At 32.8% G+C, this 19,538-nt stretch carries 13 protein-coding genes; 9 read left to right on the top strand and 4 right to left on the bottom strand.

The window, feature by feature from the left end; all coding sequences use genetic code 11:
• Positions 1-208 precede the first annotated feature (208 nt).
• From CVIC12175_RS07585 to CVIC12175_RS07565, 5 genes are all read left to right on the top strand, one after another.
• Positions 209-2,278: a capsular polysaccharide biosynthesis protein gene (locus CVIC12175_RS07585; RefSeq protein ID WP_086257407.1), complete on the top strand. Its 2,070-nt coding sequence runs from the start codon at positions 209-211 to the stop codon at positions 2,276-2,278.
• Entirely contained in the window at positions 2,275-3,471 is a 1,197-nt protein-coding gene (locus CVIC12175_RS07580) for a capsule biosynthesis protein (protein WP_086257408.1), read from the top strand. The genes CVIC12175_RS07585 and CVIC12175_RS07580 overlap by 4 nt, the downstream gene beginning before the upstream one ends.
• A 61-nt stretch (positions 3,472-3,532) precedes the next feature.
• A complete protein-coding gene (kpsM, locus tag CVIC12175_RS07575) occupies positions 3,533-4,315 on the top strand; it encodes a capsule polysaccharide transporter KpsM (protein WP_086249280.1) in 783 nt (260 codons plus the stop codon).
• Positions 4,312-4,977 carry an ABC transporter ATP-binding protein gene (locus CVIC12175_RS07570; RefSeq protein WP_086255009.1) on the top strand — a complete coding sequence of 222 codons (666 nt, stop codon included), beginning with the start codon at positions 4,312-4,314 and terminating at the stop codon, positions 4,975-4,977. Before kpsM ends, CVIC12175_RS07570 begins: the two co-directional genes overlap by 4 nt.
• Positions 4,974-6,116 (top strand): KpsE/RkpR family capsule polysaccharide export protein, encoded by a 1,143-nt coding sequence (locus CVIC12175_RS07565; protein WP_418219512.1) that lies wholly within the window; start codon positions 4,974-4,976, stop codon positions 6,114-6,116. Before CVIC12175_RS07570 ends, CVIC12175_RS07565 begins: the two co-directional genes overlap by 4 nt.
• Positions 6,117-6,405: 289 nt before the next feature.
• Here the strand turns inward: CVIC12175_RS07565 and ilvD are convergent, their stop codons facing one another.
• The 4 genes from ilvD to CVIC12175_RS07545 are packed head-to-tail and all read right to left on the bottom strand — an operon-like array spanning position 6,406 to position 12,476.
• Entirely contained in the window at positions 6,406-8,079 is a 1,674-nt protein-coding gene (ilvD, locus tag CVIC12175_RS07560) for a dihydroxy-acid dehydratase (protein ID WP_086257410.1), read from the bottom strand.
• A gap of 11 nt (positions 8,080-8,090) precedes the next feature.
• The gene (gene nhaA, locus CVIC12175_RS07555; protein ID WP_086255891.1) at positions 8,091-9,266 is read right to left on the bottom strand and encodes a Na+/H+ antiporter NhaA; all 1,176 of its coding nucleotides are present in this window, start codon (positions 9,264-9,266) and stop codon (positions 8,091-8,093) included.
• A gap of 8 nt (positions 9,267-9,274) precedes the next feature.
• Positions 9,275-10,849, bottom strand: a complete 1,575-nt coding sequence (gene recJ, locus CVIC12175_RS07550) for a single-stranded-DNA-specific exonuclease RecJ (protein WP_086255892.1) — start codon at positions 10,847-10,849, stop codon at positions 9,275-9,277.
• Positions 10,839-12,476 carry a CTP synthase gene (locus tag CVIC12175_RS07545; protein ID WP_086257409.1) on the bottom strand — a complete coding sequence of 546 codons (1,638 nt, stop codon included), beginning with the start codon at positions 12,474-12,476 and terminating at the stop codon, positions 10,839-10,841. The genes recJ and CVIC12175_RS07545 overlap by 11 nt, the downstream gene beginning before the upstream one ends.
• Before the next feature lie 171 nt (positions 12,477-12,647).
• On the opposite strand from CVIC12175_RS07545, the gene CVIC12175_RS07540 reads away from it, so the two are divergent.
• The 4 genes from CVIC12175_RS07540 to CVIC12175_RS07525 all read left to right on the top strand — a co-directional run bounded on the left by CVIC12175_RS07540 (position 12,648) and on the right by CVIC12175_RS07525 (position 19,533).
• On the top strand, positions 12,648-16,547 hold the full coding sequence (locus CVIC12175_RS07540) for a S8 family serine peptidase (protein ID WP_086309516.1): 3,900 nt from the start codon (positions 12,648-12,650) through the stop codon (positions 16,545-16,547).
• 85 nt (positions 16,548-16,632) lie between these two features.
• Positions 16,633-17,772: an ABC transporter substrate-binding protein gene (locus CVIC12175_RS07535; protein WP_236861070.1), complete on the top strand. Its 1,140-nt coding sequence runs from the start codon at positions 16,633-16,635 to the stop codon at positions 17,770-17,772.
• Positions 17,769-18,770: a FecCD family ABC transporter permease gene (locus tag CVIC12175_RS07530; RefSeq protein WP_236861069.1), complete on the top strand. Its 1,002-nt coding sequence runs from the start codon at positions 17,769-17,771 to the stop codon at positions 18,768-18,770. Before CVIC12175_RS07535 ends, CVIC12175_RS07530 begins: the two co-directional genes overlap by 4 nt.
• Entirely contained in the window at positions 18,751-19,533 is a 783-nt protein-coding gene (locus CVIC12175_RS07525; RefSeq protein ID WP_236861068.1) for an ABC transporter ATP-binding protein, read from the top strand. The genes CVIC12175_RS07530 and CVIC12175_RS07525 overlap by 20 nt, the downstream gene beginning before the upstream one ends.
• The last annotated feature ends 5 nt before the right edge of the window (positions 19,534-19,538 follow it).

Raw genomic sequence — 19,538 nt, 5'->3', positions numbered from 1 at the left:
ATATATCAAGTTTAAATGCTCTATTAGATATATTAAATTTAACTATTTTATTTAGACTATTTTTATTAATATTGCTTCAATTAATAATATATATTTTGAAGCTAAGATATAGTTTGATAAACATTAATTATGGTTTATAATTAATGTTTATTGTTTTTTTATAGTTTGTTGGTTATAATTTATAGAAATTTATAAATACGGATTTGAAATGAAATTTGATGGCTATAGTAGCTCTATAAATTTAATAAAAAATGTTAAGTATTTTTATAATATAAAAAAAATTTTGCAATTCACATTCGTATGTAAAGAACCAACATTTTATGGTTGGGGACGAAAAGAATCTGGTAAAAAAGCTATAGAATTATCAACTAAATTTAATGGTAAATTTAAGCTTTTAGAAGATGGATTTATTCGCTCAGTTGGGCTTGGGGTAGATGGGGCTAAGCTGCTTAGTATCGTAGAAGATGATATTGGAATTTATTATGATGCAACTTCTCAAAGTAGGCTAGAAAAAATTTTATCAGAACATAAATTTGACAATGAATTATTACAAGAATCTAAATGGTGTATAGATTTTATCACTACTCATAATATCTCAAAATATAATAATGCGCCAAATATTAGTAAAAATTTAATACAAAAATATGAGTTAGAAAATAGCAATAATATTCTTATAATAGCCCAAACCGATGGCGATGCATCGCTGGTTTATGGTCTTGGTGATAAATTTAGCACTATTGATATGATTGATGCAGCAATTAAAGAAAATCCAAATTCAAATATTTTGTTAAAAATTCACCCAGATGTATTAAGTGGCAAGAAAAAATCAGATATAAATATATCAAATTTGGATTCTAAAATCAAAATTATAGCCGAAGATATTAACCCAATTTCACTTTTAAAGTATATAAATAAAGTCTATACAAAGACTTCTGGTATGGGGTTTGAGGCATTGATGTGCGGGTGTGAATGCGTATGTTTTGGTATGCCTTTTTATGCTGGATGGGGATTAAGTGATGATAGAGTCCAAGCTCCATCAAGAAGGAATAGAACTCTTAGTATAGAGGAGTTATTTGCTGGGGCATATATATTATATGCTAAATATATTGATGCATATACCGGGCAAAATACTACACTAAAAAGAGTACTTCCACAGATTAACACACTTAAAAATGCTAGATTAAATGAGTGTAAAAAGCAGAAGTTTTTATTTGGATTTTCTGTTTGGAAGCGAAAATTTATGAAGCCATTTTTGGGTGAAAATTTAAATTATATAAGTGTATTTAATAAAAATCCACTTAAATCAGCCTTAAAAGCTGGATTAGATACAAATTCTTTAGTATATATATGGGGTAAAAAAGAGTATCTAGAACTGCAAAAATGGTGCGATGAAAATAGCGTAAATATCATAAGAGTAGAAGATGGATTTATTCGCTCAGTTGGACTTGGAAGCGACCTTACTAGGCCGTATTCATTGGTTTTTGATGATGTGGGAATATATTTTGATACCACATCGCCAAGTAGGCTAGAAAATATATTAAACTATCATAAATTTAGCTCATCTGAATTAGAAGCCGCTAAAAAACTAAAAGATATTTTGATAGATAGTAAAATTTCAAAATATAATGATGATAAAGATGGTATAATTTCGTCTAAAAATGGTAAAAAAATCGCTTTAGTAATAGGTCAAGTAGAAGATGATGCAAGTGTAAGAATTGGCGCTGATGGAATGAAGAATATAGAGCTTTTAGAACAAGCAAGGCTAAACTCGCCAAATTCGCATATCATCTATAAGCCTCATCCAGATGTAGTAAGCGGCAATAGAATTGGTTTGGTAGATATAGATCAAGCCTTAAAATATTGCGATGAAGTGCTAGAGGGTGTAAGTATGCCAACTTTGCTTGATTTGGCCGATGAGATTCATACTATGACATCTACAAGCGGACTAGAAGCGATTTTAAGAGGCAAAAGGGTTATTTGTTATGGTAGGCCGTTTTGGGCTGGCTGGGGACTAAGCGATGATAAAAAACCACAGCCACGTAGATATAGAAGTTTAAGTAATGATGAATTAGTAGCTGGGGCATATCTGCTTTATCCTAAGTATGTTCATCCTATAAATTTAAAGCCTTGCAACGCAAGTGATTTAATCTTGGCATTACAAGAACAAAGAGCAAAATTACAAAAACCAGTAAATGCTTTATTGCATAAGATAAAATCACTATATGCTAGAGTCGGGCAAAAAATTTTATACATAGTTTTATTTATGGTAAAAAGATGAGATTAGAAGATAGAATTGGTAATATAAAAGGCAAAAATATCCTTCTTTTGCAAGGGCCAATGGGGGATTTTTTTAATAAGCTTGATAATATCTGCACAAAAAAGGGTGCTTTTGTTATGCGAATTGGATTTAATGCAGGTGATGCATATTTTTCAAAAACCAAAAGCTACTTTCCATATAAAAGCACGCCAAAGCAGTGGCCTAAATTTATCAAAAAATTCTATGAAGTTAATAATATTGATATTGTATTTTTATTTGGAGATTGTAGATTTTATCATAAAAAAGCCATTGAGATTGCAAAGGGTATGGGGATTGATCTTTATGTATTTGAAGAGGGATATCTGCGTCCAGGATTTATCACTATGGAGTATTATGGAGTAAATCACCACTCTAGAATGCCTAGAATAAGGGAATTTTATGATGAGTATGAATCTAAAATTGAGCCATTTACTGCTAAATCAAATTCTACCTATGGAGTGATGGCTTGGTGGGCGTCTCAGTACTATTTAATATCTAATATTTTTTATTTTTTATACCCTAACTATATTCATCATCGTGATTTTTCATCTATAAAAGAGGGTTTTTATGGAATTTGTAATCTGTTTAGAAAGATCAAATATAAATTTAGCGAAAAAGGGCTTAATGATAAATTTGAAGGTGAACTAAGTGGTAAATACTACTTTGTTCCAATTCAAACTCATGATGATTTTCAAGTGCGAACACACTCTAGATTTAAGACAATGGAGAGTTTTATTGAGTATATTATTGCTTCATTTTCTAGATATGCGCCTAAAGATACAATCTTGGTGTTTAAGCACCATCCAATGGATCGTGGCAAAAAAAACTATAGCTCATATATTAAATATCTATCTAAAATATATAAAATTGAAAACCGTACAATGGCTATATTTGATGTGCATCTACCTACGGTTATTAAAAACTCAAAAGCAGTAGTTTTAATAAATAGCACAGTTGGGCTAAATGCTTTGCATTATGGCAAACCTATTATATGTCTTGGTAAATCTATGTATGATATAGATGGGCTTACTACCAAAGATATAGGATTGGATAATTTTTGGAATATTCAAAAGCCAGTAGATAAGCAACTTTATAGCAAATTTAGATCATATCTAATAGACCATACGCAAGTTATTGGGAGCTATTATTTGCGTGATGGGATTGAATTTAAATGAGTTTCAAGTAATTTGTAACCTTATTTTGATATAATTCTTAAAGCGAAATTTGGAGGATAGAGTGCTAAATGTTATAAGGGCGCTGTTTTTTAGAGAGTTAAAGACTAGATTTGGTAAAAATAGACATCTAGGCTACTTTTGGGTGATTGGCGAACCTTTGATGCAAATTCTTGTGATTACAACTTTGGTAACTTTGATTCGTGAGCATATTAGCAATTTAATAGTTCCTGGTCAAACGCCAGTATTTATGTTTTTGGCGTGTGGAATAATTCCTTTTTTTATGTTTAGAAATATTGTAAATCAACTTATGGGCGGGATAGCTGGAAATTTATCCCTATTTTTTTATAAGCCAGTTCGCCCTATTCATGTTTTTTTAGCTAGAACTCTACTTGAGTTTTATATATATTCAGCAATATTTTTGAGTGTTATGATTTTAGTAAGATGGTTTATAGGTTATGATGTATTGCCACGAGATTTTCTAGCGATGTTTGGATGCGTGGGGCTTATGATGTTATCTGGATTTAGCATTGGTATGATTTTTGCCATTATAACTCACTTTGTAGAGCCTTTAAAAACATTTTTAAATTATATTACTGCGGCCTTATATATTTTATCTTGCGTTATTTTTCCTATATGGATCATTCCAAATGATATTCTTAAATATCTCCTTTATAATCCTATGCTTCACATATGTGAAAGTCTAAAGTATTACTACTTTGATAGTTATCCGCTAGCTGATGGGATAAATTTAATATATCCAGTTGCATTTAATATTGTTATGCTATTTATAGGATTTTGGTTTTATTACTATAAACGCAGAGAATTAGTAGCGAGTAGGCCATGATAAAATTAGATAATTTAACCAAATTTTATCCATTAAGTAATGGGGATAAACACTTTGTTTTTCGTGAGTTTACCTTTACCTTTCCAGATGATTGTAGTATTGGATTAATAGGTAGAAATGGTGCTGGTAAATCTACTCTTATGCGATTATTAAGCGGTGCTGATATTCCAAATGCTGGCAAAGTCATCACTGATAAAAAAATATCATGGCCAGTTGGTTTAGCTGGCGGATTTCAACAATCTCTTTCAGCTAGAGATAATGTTAAGTTTGTAGCTAGAGTTTATGGTTATAAGGGCGAAGCATTAGAAGAAAAGGTTCGTTATATTGAAGAATTTGCTGAGATTGGTAAATATTTTGATGAACCGATGAATACCTACTCATCAGGTATGCGCTCACGCATAGGATTTGGCCTTAGTATGGCATTTGATTTTGACTATTATTTAATAGATGAGGCTGGAGCAGTTGGTGATGCTAAATTTAAGAAAAAAAGCGATGCTATATATAAAGAAAAACTAAGCAATTCTAAGGTTATAATGGTATCGCACAATATGGCTGAGATAAAGCAGTGGTGCGATAAGGTAATCTTAGTAAATAGCGGAATGACTACAGTTTATGACGATGTAGATGAAGGAATTGAAATGTATAAAAGGATATGCAATTGAATAAAAGAGCTATGATCTTAAGATCAATTAAAGATATAAAAAAGCATAAAGAACGCCTAAATAGGCTCGATAGTTTTAAGACTGTGTTATATATAATGGTTGCAGTGATATTTTATTATGCATTTATTGCTGCTGATAGATATGTAAGTGAAGTATCGCTTAGTGTTAAATCTACTGATGGCAGCTCTCCAATAGCGCTTAGCGGGATAGAGAGCTTAGTTGGAATTCCATCTAGTTCTACTGAAGATATTAGATATTTGCAAGAGTATATAAAATCTCTTGATATGCTCAAAAAACTAGATGAAAAGATAAATTTAAGAGAGCTTTATCAAAAACAAAAGTTAGATCTTTTTTTTCGTCTATATTCATCTGATAGTCAAGAGAGTTATTTAAATTATTATAGAGATAGAATTCACACGCTATTTGATGAATCTACAGGGCTTTTAAATGTTGCAGTAGAAGGCTTTAGTCCTGAGGATGCGCAGAGTATATCAGTAGCTATTTTAGAAGAGAGTGAAAGATTTATTAATGAAATTTCACACAATATCGCCAGAGAACAATTAAACTTTGCCCAAGGCGAGTTAGAAAATGCTAAACAAAAATATAAAGAGGCCAAAAATGAGCTTTTAGCATTTCAAAATCAGTATGGAATTTTTGATCCACAAAGTTTAGTGCAAACAAAAGCTGGATTTATCACTGAGATTGAGCTTCAAATCTCTAAAAAAGAGACCGAACTAAATGCTATGAGAAGTTATTTAAATGAAAATGCACCTGAGATTATAGCATTAAAAGCTGAGTTAAAAGCCCATAAAGAACAACTAGAAAAAGAGAGGCGTAAGGTCGCTTCTAATGCTTCAAAAGATCGTCTTAATGATGTTGTAGCACAGTTTGAGGCGTTGTATTTAAATTTAAGTTTTGCTGAAGATGTTTATAAAACTGCAATAACTGCAGTAGAGACTACCAGAATTGAGATAGGTAGAAAGGCTAAGCAGCTAGTAGTAATCCAAAGTCCGCATAAGCCTGAGAGCGCTGCGTATCCTAATAAGATTTATAATATTATTACAATTTTTATTATTTTATCTTTGATTTTTGGTATTGTTAGGCTAGTTCGTGCCATTATTGATGAACATAGGTATTGATGAGTAAAAAACTATATAATAGGAGAATTCTTTTTTTGCTCTTATGACTATATGATTGCGTTATTATCACAGATAATATATTGACGTAAAAGCATTGGATATTTTATTATCTATGTTTGAAGAAGAGCTGGAAGGTTTTTGGTGGCTATACTAAATAGTTTTAATAGATCTATAATAAATTTAATCTTTGATTTTTTGATATTGAATTATAAAAGATAAAAAGCAAAACTCCTATTGATTTATTGAAATTTAAAACAACTCAGCCCTAAAAGGGCTGAATCTTACATTATTACGCTTCTAAAATTGCGCCATTGCTAGCATTGGTTACTAGTTTTTGGTATTGTCTTAGCCATCTGCTATTTATTACTTTACCAGCATATTGCCATTTAGCTTTTCTATTTTCTATCTCTTCATCGCTTAAGCGAACATTGATACTATAATTATCTACATCGATATCGATTATATCGCCATCTTCTAGTAGTCCTATCATACCGCCTTCAGCAGCTTCTGGGCTTACATGGCCGATACTTAGACCTCTTGTTGCGCCGCTAAAGCGTCCATCAGTAATAAGCGCTACATCAGCACCAAGACCACGCCCCATTATAAGGCTAGTTGGGCTTAGCATCTCTTGCATTCCTGGACCGCCTTTTGGCCCTTCATAGCGAAGTACTACTACATCACCTTTGCCCACTTTACCACTACTAATTCCTTCTATGGCTTCATCTTGAGAGTTAAAGCATACTGCCTTACCGCTAAATTGTCTTGAGCCTACTATTCCAGCAGTTTTTATAACACAGCCTTGCTCAGCTAAATTACCAAATAAAATTGCTAAACCGCCAACTTTTGAGTAAGCATTATCTACGGTTCTAATCACTTGAGTGTCTTTTATATCTGCATCTTTGATTCTTTCTAAAATGGTTTGACCTTCTATATTTAAAGCGTCTAAATTTAGCAAATTGCTGTTAAATTTAGCTATTTCATTAATTACTGCGCTTAGGCCTCCTGCACGCTCGATATCTTCCATATGGACAGTTTGTAGGCTTGGAGCAATTTTGGCAATATGCGGCACACTACGGCTAATATCATTAAGCTTAGCTATATCTAATGGAGTGCCGGCTTCACGGCTTATAGCTAGCATATGAAGAATAGTATTTGAACTACCACCCATTGCCATATCTACTACCATTGCATTATGAATTGATTTAGCGTTGATTATATTTCTTATTTTATATTTATCATCTAAAGCAATTTGGCAAATTCTACGAGCTGCGGCTCTTATTAGCTCTTCACGCTCTTTTGTTAGGGCTAATATAGTGCCATTTCCTTTTAGCGCTATACCCATAGCTTCGCATAGAGTATTCATAGAGTTTGCTGTAAACATTCCACTACAGCTACCGCCACCTGGACATGCATTGCACTCTATATGTTTTAACTCTTTTTCATCTATCTGATTTGTCTCATATGCGCCAACTGCTTCAAAGGCTGAGTTAAGATCTAGAGCCTCTCCATGAAGTCCTACACCTGCAGCCATTGGCCCTCCGCTTATGAATATTGTCGGTACATTTACTCTTAAAGCTCCCATTAACATACCTGGGACGATTTTATCACAGTTTGGCATACATACTAAAGCGTCTAAGCAGTGTGCGTTCATTACAGTTTCTACTGAATTTGCTATAATTTCACGACTAGGAAGAGAATATAACATTCCGCCATGACCCATAGCGATACCATCATCTACGCCTATACAGTTAAATTCAAATGGCACACATCCATTTTTACGAATTTCATCTTTTAGAATTTTAGAATATTTATCAAGAAAAAAATGCCCCGGAATAATCTCTATAAAGCTATTTGCTATTCCAATAAATGGTTTATTAAAATCCTCATCTCTAAGTCCTGTAGCTCTTAGTAGAGATCTGTGTGGGGTTCTTGTATATCCCTTTTTTATATCATCACTTCTCATTATAACTCCTTTTAATCTATCTCTTTTTTTGGTTTGCATAGTAAAAATAGGTATATATACCCTACTACACCAGCCGCAAAACTAGCTAAAAGTATAGCAAGTTTATCAGCATGGTAAAATGCTGGGCTATCATGGTAAGCTAGTGCGCCTACAAATAGACTCATAGTAAAGCCAATACCAGTTAGAATGCATACTCCATAGAATTGTAGCCAGTTAGAACCTTCTGGAAGTTTAGCAAATCCAAGCTTGATAAAGATAAAGCTAAATAAAAATACGCCAAATTGCTTACCAAAAAATAGGCCAAAAAATATACCCATACCTACCGAATTTATCAGCTGTTTAGGATCGACTCCGGCTAATCCTACTCCAGCATTTACAAAAGCAAAAACAGGCAATATAAAGTAGCTTGTAATGCCGTGGAGATCTTTTTCAAGCTCTTCTAGCATATTTTTACCCTCTTTATCAACCATTGGGATAAAAAATGCTGCTACAACTCCAGCAATAGTTGCGTGTACTCCACTTTTTAATACGCTAAACCATAGTATCATGGTCAATACTAAAAAGACCGATTTTTTACTAATTTTTAGGCGATTTAGGATAAATAGCACGATTAAGCACGCAATTGCTACACCAAAAGATAGCGGCGAGAGTTCAGAAGTATAAAATAGAGCTATAATTACAATGGCACAAAGATCATCAATAATAGCCAAAGTTAGTAAGAAAATTTTTAATGAGCTAGGAACTCTTTTGCCCAAAAGCATCAAAACCCCAAGAGCAAAAGCTATATCAGTGGCTGTAGGTATAGCCCAGCCTCTTATAGCAAAATCATCACCGTGATTAAATCCCCAAAAGATAAGTGCTGGACAGATAACTCCACCAAGAGCTCCAATTATTGGAAGTGCGATTTGGCTAGGATTTGATAATTCGCCTTCTACAATTTCACGTTTAAGCTCAAGTCCAACGACGAAGAAAAATATCGCCATAAGTCCATCATTAACCCATAAAATCAATGGTTTAGCCAAAGTAAATTCTCTAAAACCAACGCTAAATTCAGATCTTAAAATTTCTTGATAAAAGTGACTTAAAAAGCCATTTTGAAAAACTAGAGCTAAAATTGTAGCGATAATTAGCAAAACACCACTAAAGCTTTCATGTTTTATGAAGTTTTTAATAAAATTTAGACTCATTTTTACTCCTATCTTATGATCTCTTTTATTAGTAGTTGAGGGGTGATTAGCCCACGGAATGAATTTTTAGCAATTGTTACTAAGATATCGATATTTTCTCCTATTTTTGGCAGGTAATCAAAGTTGAAAAATACCGCTTCTAGTGTTTTGCTATCTTTTTGCAGTATGATTTTTAGATGTGATTCCTCCTTACCTATCTTTTTAGCTGATTTAACTGTAGCATCTTTGAGTTCAAAAAGCGGGCGTGGGTTTTTTTGTCCATATGGTTCAAAAAACTCCAAAATCTCTAAAAGTTCATAATCAATTACCGCTGGGTCGATCTGACCTAAAATCTCATCATTATCACTAAAATCATATAATTCTTGTAAGAAGCAAGATTGATTTATAGCAGTTTTAAATTTACTTAAATTTGCACTTTCTATTACGATTCCAGCAGCGCCTTTATGTCCGCCATATCCATATAGAAGATTTTCGTGAGAGGCAATAAGTGAGAGAATATCAAATTTACCTACACTTCTAGCACTTCCTTTGGCTCTATTTCCATCTATGCTAAATACAATAGCTGGTTTTTTATACTTTTTAGCTAATCTGCTAGCTACAATTCCTATTACACCCTCATGCCACTCATCGCCCCATGTAACGATAATATCCTCATTTTCATCTATATCATTTTGGCTAGATTCAAAAAGGGCTTTTTCTTGAGCTTTTCTTGAGGCGTTAAATTCGCAGATTTTATCTAGATACTCATTTGCTTCGGTTAAATTCTTAGAGCGTAAAAATTCATATGATATGGTTGCATCATCTATCCTGCCAGCTGAATTAATAAGCGGTGCAATCAAAAAGCTAATATCATCAAATTCAAATTTTTCTTTATTATAATAATTTTTTATCGCTTCAAAACAGGCTCTTTTACTAGAGTTTATCCTAGCTAATCCTAGACGAACTAAAATTCTATTTAAATCTCTTAATTCCATCATATCAGCTATTATGGCAAGGGTTAAAAGATCAAGGAATTTAGCCATATCGTAGTTTTTTAGATTGCAGACCTCTTTTAGAGCGCCAATTAAATACCAAGCTACTTGAGCGCCACAAATTTCAATATTTGGGAAAGTACAGGCCTCTTGTTTTGGATTGATTATTGCATATGCTTCTGGTAGTGTAGGAAGAGGCATATGGTGATCGGTGATGATTAAATCAATCCCTTTTGCTTTACAAATTTTAGCAGCTTCAATAGCGCTAATTCCATTATCTACTGTAATAATTAAAGTGGCATTTTCTAATTCATTTATAATCTCTTCATTTAATCCATAGCCATCTTTAAATCTATTTGGAATTTTGATAATAAAATTAGCAGACATATCGCTTAAAAACTCAGCCATAATGGCTGTGCTTACGATTCCATCTACATCATAATCACCAACGACAGCGATCAATTCATCATTTTGAATCGCCTCTTTAATTCTTTTGGCTGCCTTGAAGGTATCTTTTAACTCACAAGGCAGTGGAATTTGAGATAGTTTAGTATGGATATCGTTGCTAAAACGACTGCTTAATAGCTCTTTTATAGCCTCTTTATCTAGCATTTTTATATTCTATCCCAGCTTTGATAAGTCCTAATATCACAGGATTTGGCTTGGTTAATCTAGATGTAAATTCTGGATGAAACTGAACACCTAGGAAAAATGGATGATCTTTGATCTCTACAGCCTCTATAAGTCCATCACTCTCACCGCTTACTATTAGACCAGCTTTTTCAAATTCGGCTCTATATTTTGGGTTTGCTTCATATCTATGGCGGTGACGCTCTTTAATCTTATTTGCATTATTATAGATTTTTGCTAATAGTGAGCCTTTTAGCAAGTCGCACTCATATCCGCCAAGTCTCATAGTGCCACCAAGTGGGCTTGTGTGAGTTCTTAGCTGTTTATTTCCATTTGCATCAATAAAGCTGTCTATTAGATATATAATAGGATTTTTGCAATTCTCATCAAATTCGATTGAGTTTGCATCTTCTAATTTTAGTACATTTTTAGCAAATTCTATCATACTTAATTGCATACCAAGACAGATTCCTAGATATGGAATTTTATTCTCTCTTGCAAATTTGATCGCTTCTATTTTGCCGCTTACGCCACGAGATCCAAATCCTCCAGCTACTAGTATAGCATCAGACTCCTTTAGCGTATCAGATACATTATTAGAATCTATTTTTTCACTATCACACCATTGTATATTTACTTTTGTATCTAGATTGGCTCCAGCGTGAATAATACTTTCAGTTAAGCTTTTATAGCTCTCTTTTAAATCTATATATTTACCTACAAATGCAAGATTAACCTCTGTGCTAGGAGCTATTACTCTTTTTACTAGATTATCCCAATTTTGCATATTTGGCTTAGGATTTTTAAGATTTAAATTTTGAGCTATTGGCTCAAGGATATTTTGATTTAAAAAGCTTAATGGGACTTGATATATGCTTTGCATATCTGGGCTTTCTATGACTGCATTTCTTTCTATACCACAGCTTGCTGCTATTTTATCTTTTAGCTCTCTATTTAGTGGCATTTCAGTGCGACAAATGATCATATCTGGACTTATACCTATGCGTCTTAATTCGCCTACGCTGTGCTGAGTTGGCTTGGTTTTTAGCTCGCCAGCTACTTTGATATATGGCACTAATGTCAAGTGGATAAACATTCCATTTGACTTGCCTACTTCACTTCTAAGCGCTCTAATAGCTTCTAAAAATGGAAGACCCTCAATATCGCCTACAGTTCCACCTATTTCTACTATTAAAATATCATTGCCTTCGCCAGCTTTTTTAATACGATCTACTATATCGCCTACGATATGCGGGATAACTTGTATAGTCTTTCCTAAGTAATCACCACGACGCTCACGCTCTATAACTGAGCTATAAACCTTACCAGTTGTAAAGTTATTATCTTGAGATAGATCCTCATCTAAAAATCTTTCATAATGCCCTAAATCTAGATCTGTCTCAGCGCCATCATCAGTGACAAATACTTCGCCATGTTCAAGTGGGCTCATAGTTCCAGGATCGACATTTATATATGGATCTGCTTTTAACATACTTACTTTATAGCCTACATTTTTAAGCAGTGTAGCAATGCTTGCTGCTGCGATACCTTTGCCTAAACTACTTAATACTCCACCTGTAACAAATATATATTTCGTCTCTTTACTCATAACTATTCCTTGATTAATTGGGCGATTATATCAAAATTATTTTTACTATCTGATTAAAAATTATAAACTAAATTTAATTTTTGACAATTTTTAAAGCGTTTTATAATATAAATTTTCATATAATCAGTTCATATAATCTATAATAATTAAATTAAAATAAAGGTACTAGGTATGAGATCTTCTATTGCGCTATCATTTATCCTTCCTATTTATCTATTTGGTGTGAGTGATTTTGAATTAATCAATCATGTTGATAAAGATGTAACTGGCGATGGTGTGTATGTAGGCGTGATTGATAGTGCGATAAATAAAGATCATCCAAGTCTCGCAGGAAAAATTTTGGGGCAAGAGTATTCTACTTATAATGGTAAAACTTATGAGCCAAATTTTTCAGTCGATACGCATGGTAGTCATGTAGCTGGAATTATTGTAGCTGCAAAAGACGAAAGTGAAAAGGTTGAAGGCGTAGCAACTGGAGCTAAAATTTATGGCGTTCAGATAACTGGGCATAATACTACTGGTGGCTATGAATTTAAATATCCAAATATTTATGATTATTATTTTAATAAAAATGTAAAAGTAATAAATAATAGCTGGAATACTGAAACTTATCCTATATCAGGGTTAAATTCGCTAACTAGTACTTCAGAAAACTTTTTAACCGATTTTAAAACCCCAGCATTTTTTCTTAATACTATTAAATCAAATTCAGCGGCTAATGATTTAATAAAATTATCAAAAGAAAAAAATACGCTTAGCGTATTTGCTGCTGGAAATGAGGGGATTATTAGTCCAGGCTTAATGGGTTTAATACCATATTATGATGAGAGCATGAGAAGCTTTATTACTGTTGGGGCTTTAGATAGTTCTAAAATCACAAAAAATGATAAAGGCCAATTTGTAATCAGTCTAGAAGGTGCTACTTTATATTCAAATGGATTAAAAGGTGCTTATAACTTTGGTTTAGTTGCACCTGGTACAAATATTAAAAATGTAAATGGAAGTTATGGTGAAGATATAGGTATTTTATCTACTAAGATAGATAACGATAAATATAGAAAATTAAGTGGCACATCAATGGCAACCCCAATGGTAACTGGTGCAGCTGCTTTGGTTGCTGAAAAATTTAAATTTTTAGATGGTAAGCAGATTGCAGATGTTTTGCTTTCTACTGCCAATAGAGATTATGTAGCTCCAAAGATTATAGTAAAAGAAACAACAACGGGAACAACTTTTTGCGATAATGGTCAGGTGTGTCCTACGAATACAAAATATACTGTATTTTATATAGATAATAAAATTCCTAGAATGGATAATGGTGAGATAGATGAAGAAGCCGTAGAGATGGATTTGATTTTATCTAATTATTTTGATAGCGGCTGGGAATATGATCGTATGAGTAATATGAAGGGTATTGATGATGATGAATATCCTTGGGTTCAAGAGATTACCAAAGAGGATTTATTTGGTCAGGGGATTTTAGATATTGATAAGGCTTTAAATGGTATTGGGATTTTGGACGCAAATAGATTGAGCGATAGCGATGTTAAAAGTGAATACGGAGAAACTGCAGTCTATTATTCTTTAGATACTCAAGGCAATAACGCTGAATTTAGTAACGATATAAGCCAAAGAAAATGGGATATAAAAACTCATAACGAAAAAGCTGATAATTTACCTAAAAATTTAAATGATTTAAATGTCGGTTTAATCAAAACTGGTGCTGGGATTTTAACTCTAAGTGGAACGAATACTTACGAAGGTGCTACGGTTATTAATGAAGGTGGATTAAATTTAAAAAGAACTGGCGATAAAGGTGGCCAAATCGCCGGAAATGTCTATGTAAATAATGGCTCAACACTAAGTGGTAATGGAGTTATTAAAAAAAATTTAACCAATGATAGCTCAATCGTCCGTCCAGGCAACGCCGATCTAACTGATTTAACAGTAGAAGGCACATACACTCAAAAAGGGGCAAACTCAAAACTTATCTTAGATTTTGGTAATGATAAAAACTCAAAATTAATTGCTCAAGATTATAATATTCAAACTGGAGAATTAGAATATAATCCACTTCAACAATATTTTACTGTTGATAAGGAAGTAAAAATTGAATTAGATAATTTGGCTAATTATATAGACAAATTTAATAAAGTTACTGTAGCAAGTAATAATAGTATTGGTTTTGAAATAAAACTTGATACCGACAAAACTACAATTAATAAAGACCCAAATTCAAATCCAATTCAACCTGAAACTGAAAATTCAAATAATCAAAGCAGTAGCACAACCCCAAGCATAGGTGAGTCTAGCACCAATAACGGCTCTACTAATAGTGGCTCAAATAGTGATAATCAAAATAGTACTGAAAATACCGGTAATTCAAGCAACTCACAAAACGGACAAAACAACACTCAAAGTGCTGGCGGCTCAAACTCAGATAGTACAAATTCAAACTCAAATACTCAAAATTCACAAACTAGCGGAAGTTCTCAAGATCAAAACTCTCAATCTAACATAAATCAAAACAATAGCCAAAACTCTAATCAAACAGGACAAAATGGCAATCATAATGATATAAATCTACCTTCTGATAATCAAAATAATAATCCAGGAGAAAATTCAAATATAAATCAAAATGGCGGAAGTATAATAGTTACTCCTAACGGACAAAACAACACTCAAAGTGCTGGCGGCTCAAACTCAGATAGTACAAATTCAAACTCAAATACTCAAAATTCACAAACTAGCGGAAGTTCTCAAGATCAAAACTCTCAATCTAACATAAATCAAAACAATAGCCAAAACTCTAATCAAACAGGACAAAATGGCAATCATAATGATATAAATCTACCTTCTGATAATCAAAATAATAATCCAGGAGAAAATTCAAATATAAATCAAAATGGCGGAAGTATAATAGTTACTCCTATAGTTAAGCAAAATGCCTATGCTAGTAGCTCACAAGAACTTAGCCAAACAATAAGAGATATTAGAAGTAAGAGTAATTTAAATAAAGATTATAAAAAGTTTTTTACGGCACTTGATTCTAGCAGCGAATCAAACTACAAATCAACTATAAGTCGCATAGAGGGCAAATCCATAGGAAATACAGTATCTATAAATAGCCTATCTCACTCAAATTTTACTAAAAATAATATGCTATTTGGCCTAAATCCTGCAAGCTCAACCCTATTTGCCTATAATCAAAATCCATACGATAATGGCGTGATGGTAGCCTCTGTTGCTAGTGATTATGCTATTGATTTGGGGCTTTTTACTGCACCAAAAGATTACTGGTATATCAATCCTACATATAAACGATATAATGGTGATGATTTTGATGGATATCAAAGCGGTGTGAGTTTAAATTTGGCTCAGCATATAGATAATGATGGGCTTATATCTTATGGAATTGGCGTTAGTAGCTCAAAATTGGACTTTGATGATGCAGCAACATCTAAAAGCTCTAATATAGATATGGCGATAAATTATACTCACGATTTTGGTGAATTTAAGCTACTTAGTGGTGGGGCATTTATGATCTCATTTAATGAAAATGATAGAGTAGTAGATAACAATTTAAATAGTGAATATAATAGTTATAGTGGTAGCTTGCAACTTGGTGTAGCTAAGGATTTTAGGCATTATAGTATTGTTGTTACTCCGCTTGGATATTTAGGCTATGGTAAAATTTATCAAGAGAGCTTTAAAGAAAGTGGTGGTATATTTGCTAAAAATTACGATAGTATAAATCACGATTTATACACAGTTGGCGTGGGGTTAAATTTAGCCTATGAAGGTAGTGATGAAAAAAGTAGATATACAGGTTATATTATTTATGAAAGAATGCTAGATGGCTACAATATGGACGCTAGTGCTGAATTTAATGATTTTAAGGGACAGAAATTTAGTCAAAGATATCACTTAGATAAAAATAGGTTAAATCTTGGCGTTGGAGCTGAATACGCCTTTAATAGTGGTTATTTTGCTAAATTTGGCATTGGTAGCGAGTTTGCTACAACTAGTGATAATTATAATCTCTCAGTTACATTTGGTAAAAGATTTTAATAAAACCTACTTCATAAATTTAGGCTTTTTAGCCTAAATTTAATTATTAAAAGATATAATCTTGCATTTATTTTAAGGAGTTTTTGTGAGGTTTATTATTTTTTTTATATTTTTAGCTAGTTATGCTTTTGGTATTAGCGTTACTGATATGCGTGGTAAAAGCGTAGAAATTCCACAAAATTTAACTAAAATAGCCACTATTAGCGATGGATTTGTCGAGGGAGTTTTAACCCATCTTGGAGAGATAGATAAGGTAAGTGCTATATCCTCTTGGTCTTTTAAAAGAGATTATAAATATATTATTAAAGGCAAAGATAAAGAGAGACAATATGCTGGATTAAATACTATGAAAGCACTTCATCCATGGCTTAATGACCTTCCGTGTTTTAACTCACCTCAAGGCAATATTATAAATTATGAAACACTTATTACATCTAAACCAGAACTAATTATACTTCGCGTTGGCGATTGCACCGTAGGTGGTGCAGATAAAGCAGCATTAGAAAAAACACTATCGATACTAGAAGCTACTAAGATTCCTTTAGTAGTGTTATATTCGCCCACATATACTAAAGATTTAGCCACTATGAAAGATGAGATGAGAATAATAGGCGATATATTTAGCAAAAGCCAAAAGGCTCTAGCTTTATATGATTATATAACTAGCATAGAAAAGATGGTGCAAGATAGAGTAAAAAATGTAGTAAATAAGCCAAATATCTTGTATTTAGGTCTTAGTTTAGCTCTTAAAAAAAATGGAGCTAGTGCAATCACATATGGCTTAGATACGCCAGAATCTTGGGTATTAGAAAATATAGTAAATGCCAAAAATGCATTTAGACAAAGTGGCGGTTCTAGAGTTATGCTTAGTGCTGAGCAAATTTATAGCTTAAATCCAGATGTAATACTACTACCAACTTATAATGGTTATCATCCAGCATTTGAAATTTATGAAAGTGAAGGATACTCAAATTTAAATCAATTAAAAGCTATAAAAGAACAAAGAGTATATTCGCTTCCATGGACTCCGATGAACTGCTCTAGAAGATTAGAGTATCCATTGGAGATTTTAATTATAGCTAAGGCAGCTTATCCGCAACTATTTAAAGATATTAATATTGGAGAGTTTGCTCTTGAGTTTTATAAAAAACTTTATAATGTAGATGATGATGGAGCTAAAATGCTTAGAAAAACTCAGTTGATAGATTGGACGCAGCAGTTTTGAGAGTCGTTTTAGCTATATGTTTGCTATTTATTTTGCTTATATTTGCAGTGATTTTTTCACTTCTTAGTGGAAATTTAGATCTAAGCGTAGGTGATGTAATTGCTGTAATTTTGTATAAATTTTTTAATATCGGGCAGATAGATGCGGCCAATGAAATTGTGGTTTGGAATTTGAGATTTCCTAGGATTTTGATGGCTATTTTGGCTGGATTTGCATTAGCTGGAGCTGGAGCTATATATCAAAGCATATTCAGAAATCCATTAGTAGAGCCTTTTATCTTAGGTGCGAGTTCTGGAGCGAGCTTTGGAGCTAGTCTTGCGATACTTTTACCAACTATATTTATATCTTTAGAGCTTAGTGCTTTTGGATTTTCGCTTTTGGCTGTATTTGTGGCTTATATTTTAGCTTTTAATAGAAATATTACAAATAGCGTATCGCTAGTACTCTCAGGCGTTATTGTAGGATCTATTTTTAGTTCGCTTGTGGGGATTATGAAGTATATAAGCGAAGATACACAGCTAAGAGAGATTACGTTTTGGATGATGGGAGGACTATATCATACTAGCTGGCATGATATATTTATAAATGCTATTTTTGGCTTGCCGTGTTTTATTTTAGCTATTTTATTTGCTTGGAAGTTAAATTTGCTTAGTTTAGGCGATGAAGAGGCTAGATCGCTTGGCGTAAATCCTCAAGTTTATAAATGCTTTTTTATTGTTATAGCTACACTTATGAGTGCTTTAAGCGTAGCTAGTGTTGGAATTATTGCGTGGATTGGGCTTATGATGCCACATGCTGCTAGAATGCTTATTGGGGCTGATAATAGAGTTATATTGCCAATTGCTGGACTTTTGGGTGCTATATATTTGATTATATGTGATACTCTTGCTAGAACTTTAAGCAGTGGAGAAATTCCAGTAGGAATTATCGTTTCGCTTCTTGGTGCGCCATTTTTACTTTGGATTTTAAAGGTTAGAAGTGCAGAACACTTTAGATAAGATAATTGTTGAAAATTTGAGCTTTAGCTATGAGAAAAAAGAGATTTTACATAAAATTTCATTTGAGCTTAAGCAGGGTGATTTGCTTGGTCTAATGGGATCAAATGGTAGTGGCAAAACCACGCTTATTAAGTCATTAATGGGGTTTTTAAAAGCTAATTATAGTAGATATTTAATATTTGATAAAGAGTTTAAAAAGCTAAATATATCGCAAATTTCAAAACTCATCTCCTATGTTCCTCAAGCTAGCAATTTACCATTTAATTATACTCTTTTTGAAGTTGTGCTAATGGGTAAATCGCCACATTTTGGCGGGGTTTTTGGTTGTAGTAAAGATGATATAAATGCAGTAAATCAAGCTATGGAGTTGGTTGGAATTTCACAGTTTAAAGATAGAAATTTTAGCCATCTTAGTGGCGGCCAAAAACAGCTTGGATTAATAGCTAGAGCTATTGTCCAAGATTGTCCTATTATGATTTTAGATGAGCCTACAAGTGCTTTAGATTTTCATAATCAAATTTTAATTTGGAAAGTGATGCACTCTTTATCTAAAAATGGTAAAACCATAATCATTTGCAGCCACGAACCAAATCATATATTTTGGTTTGCTTCTAAGGTGCTTGCAATTAAAGATGGAAAGACTTTAGCCTTTGGCAAAAGCTCTCAAACAATCAATGAGATATTATTAGAAAATATTTATGGTTCAAATTATAAAATTGGCTCTTTAGCAAACCAAAAAATTATATACTATTCAATCAATTAAAAGGA

This window comes from Campylobacter vicugnae, assembly GCF_002139875.1.
GTDB lineage: Bacteria > Campylobacterota > Campylobacteria > Campylobacterales > Campylobacteraceae > Campylobacter > Campylobacter vicugnae.
This window is presented reverse-complemented; position numbering and strand designations above follow the sequence as displayed.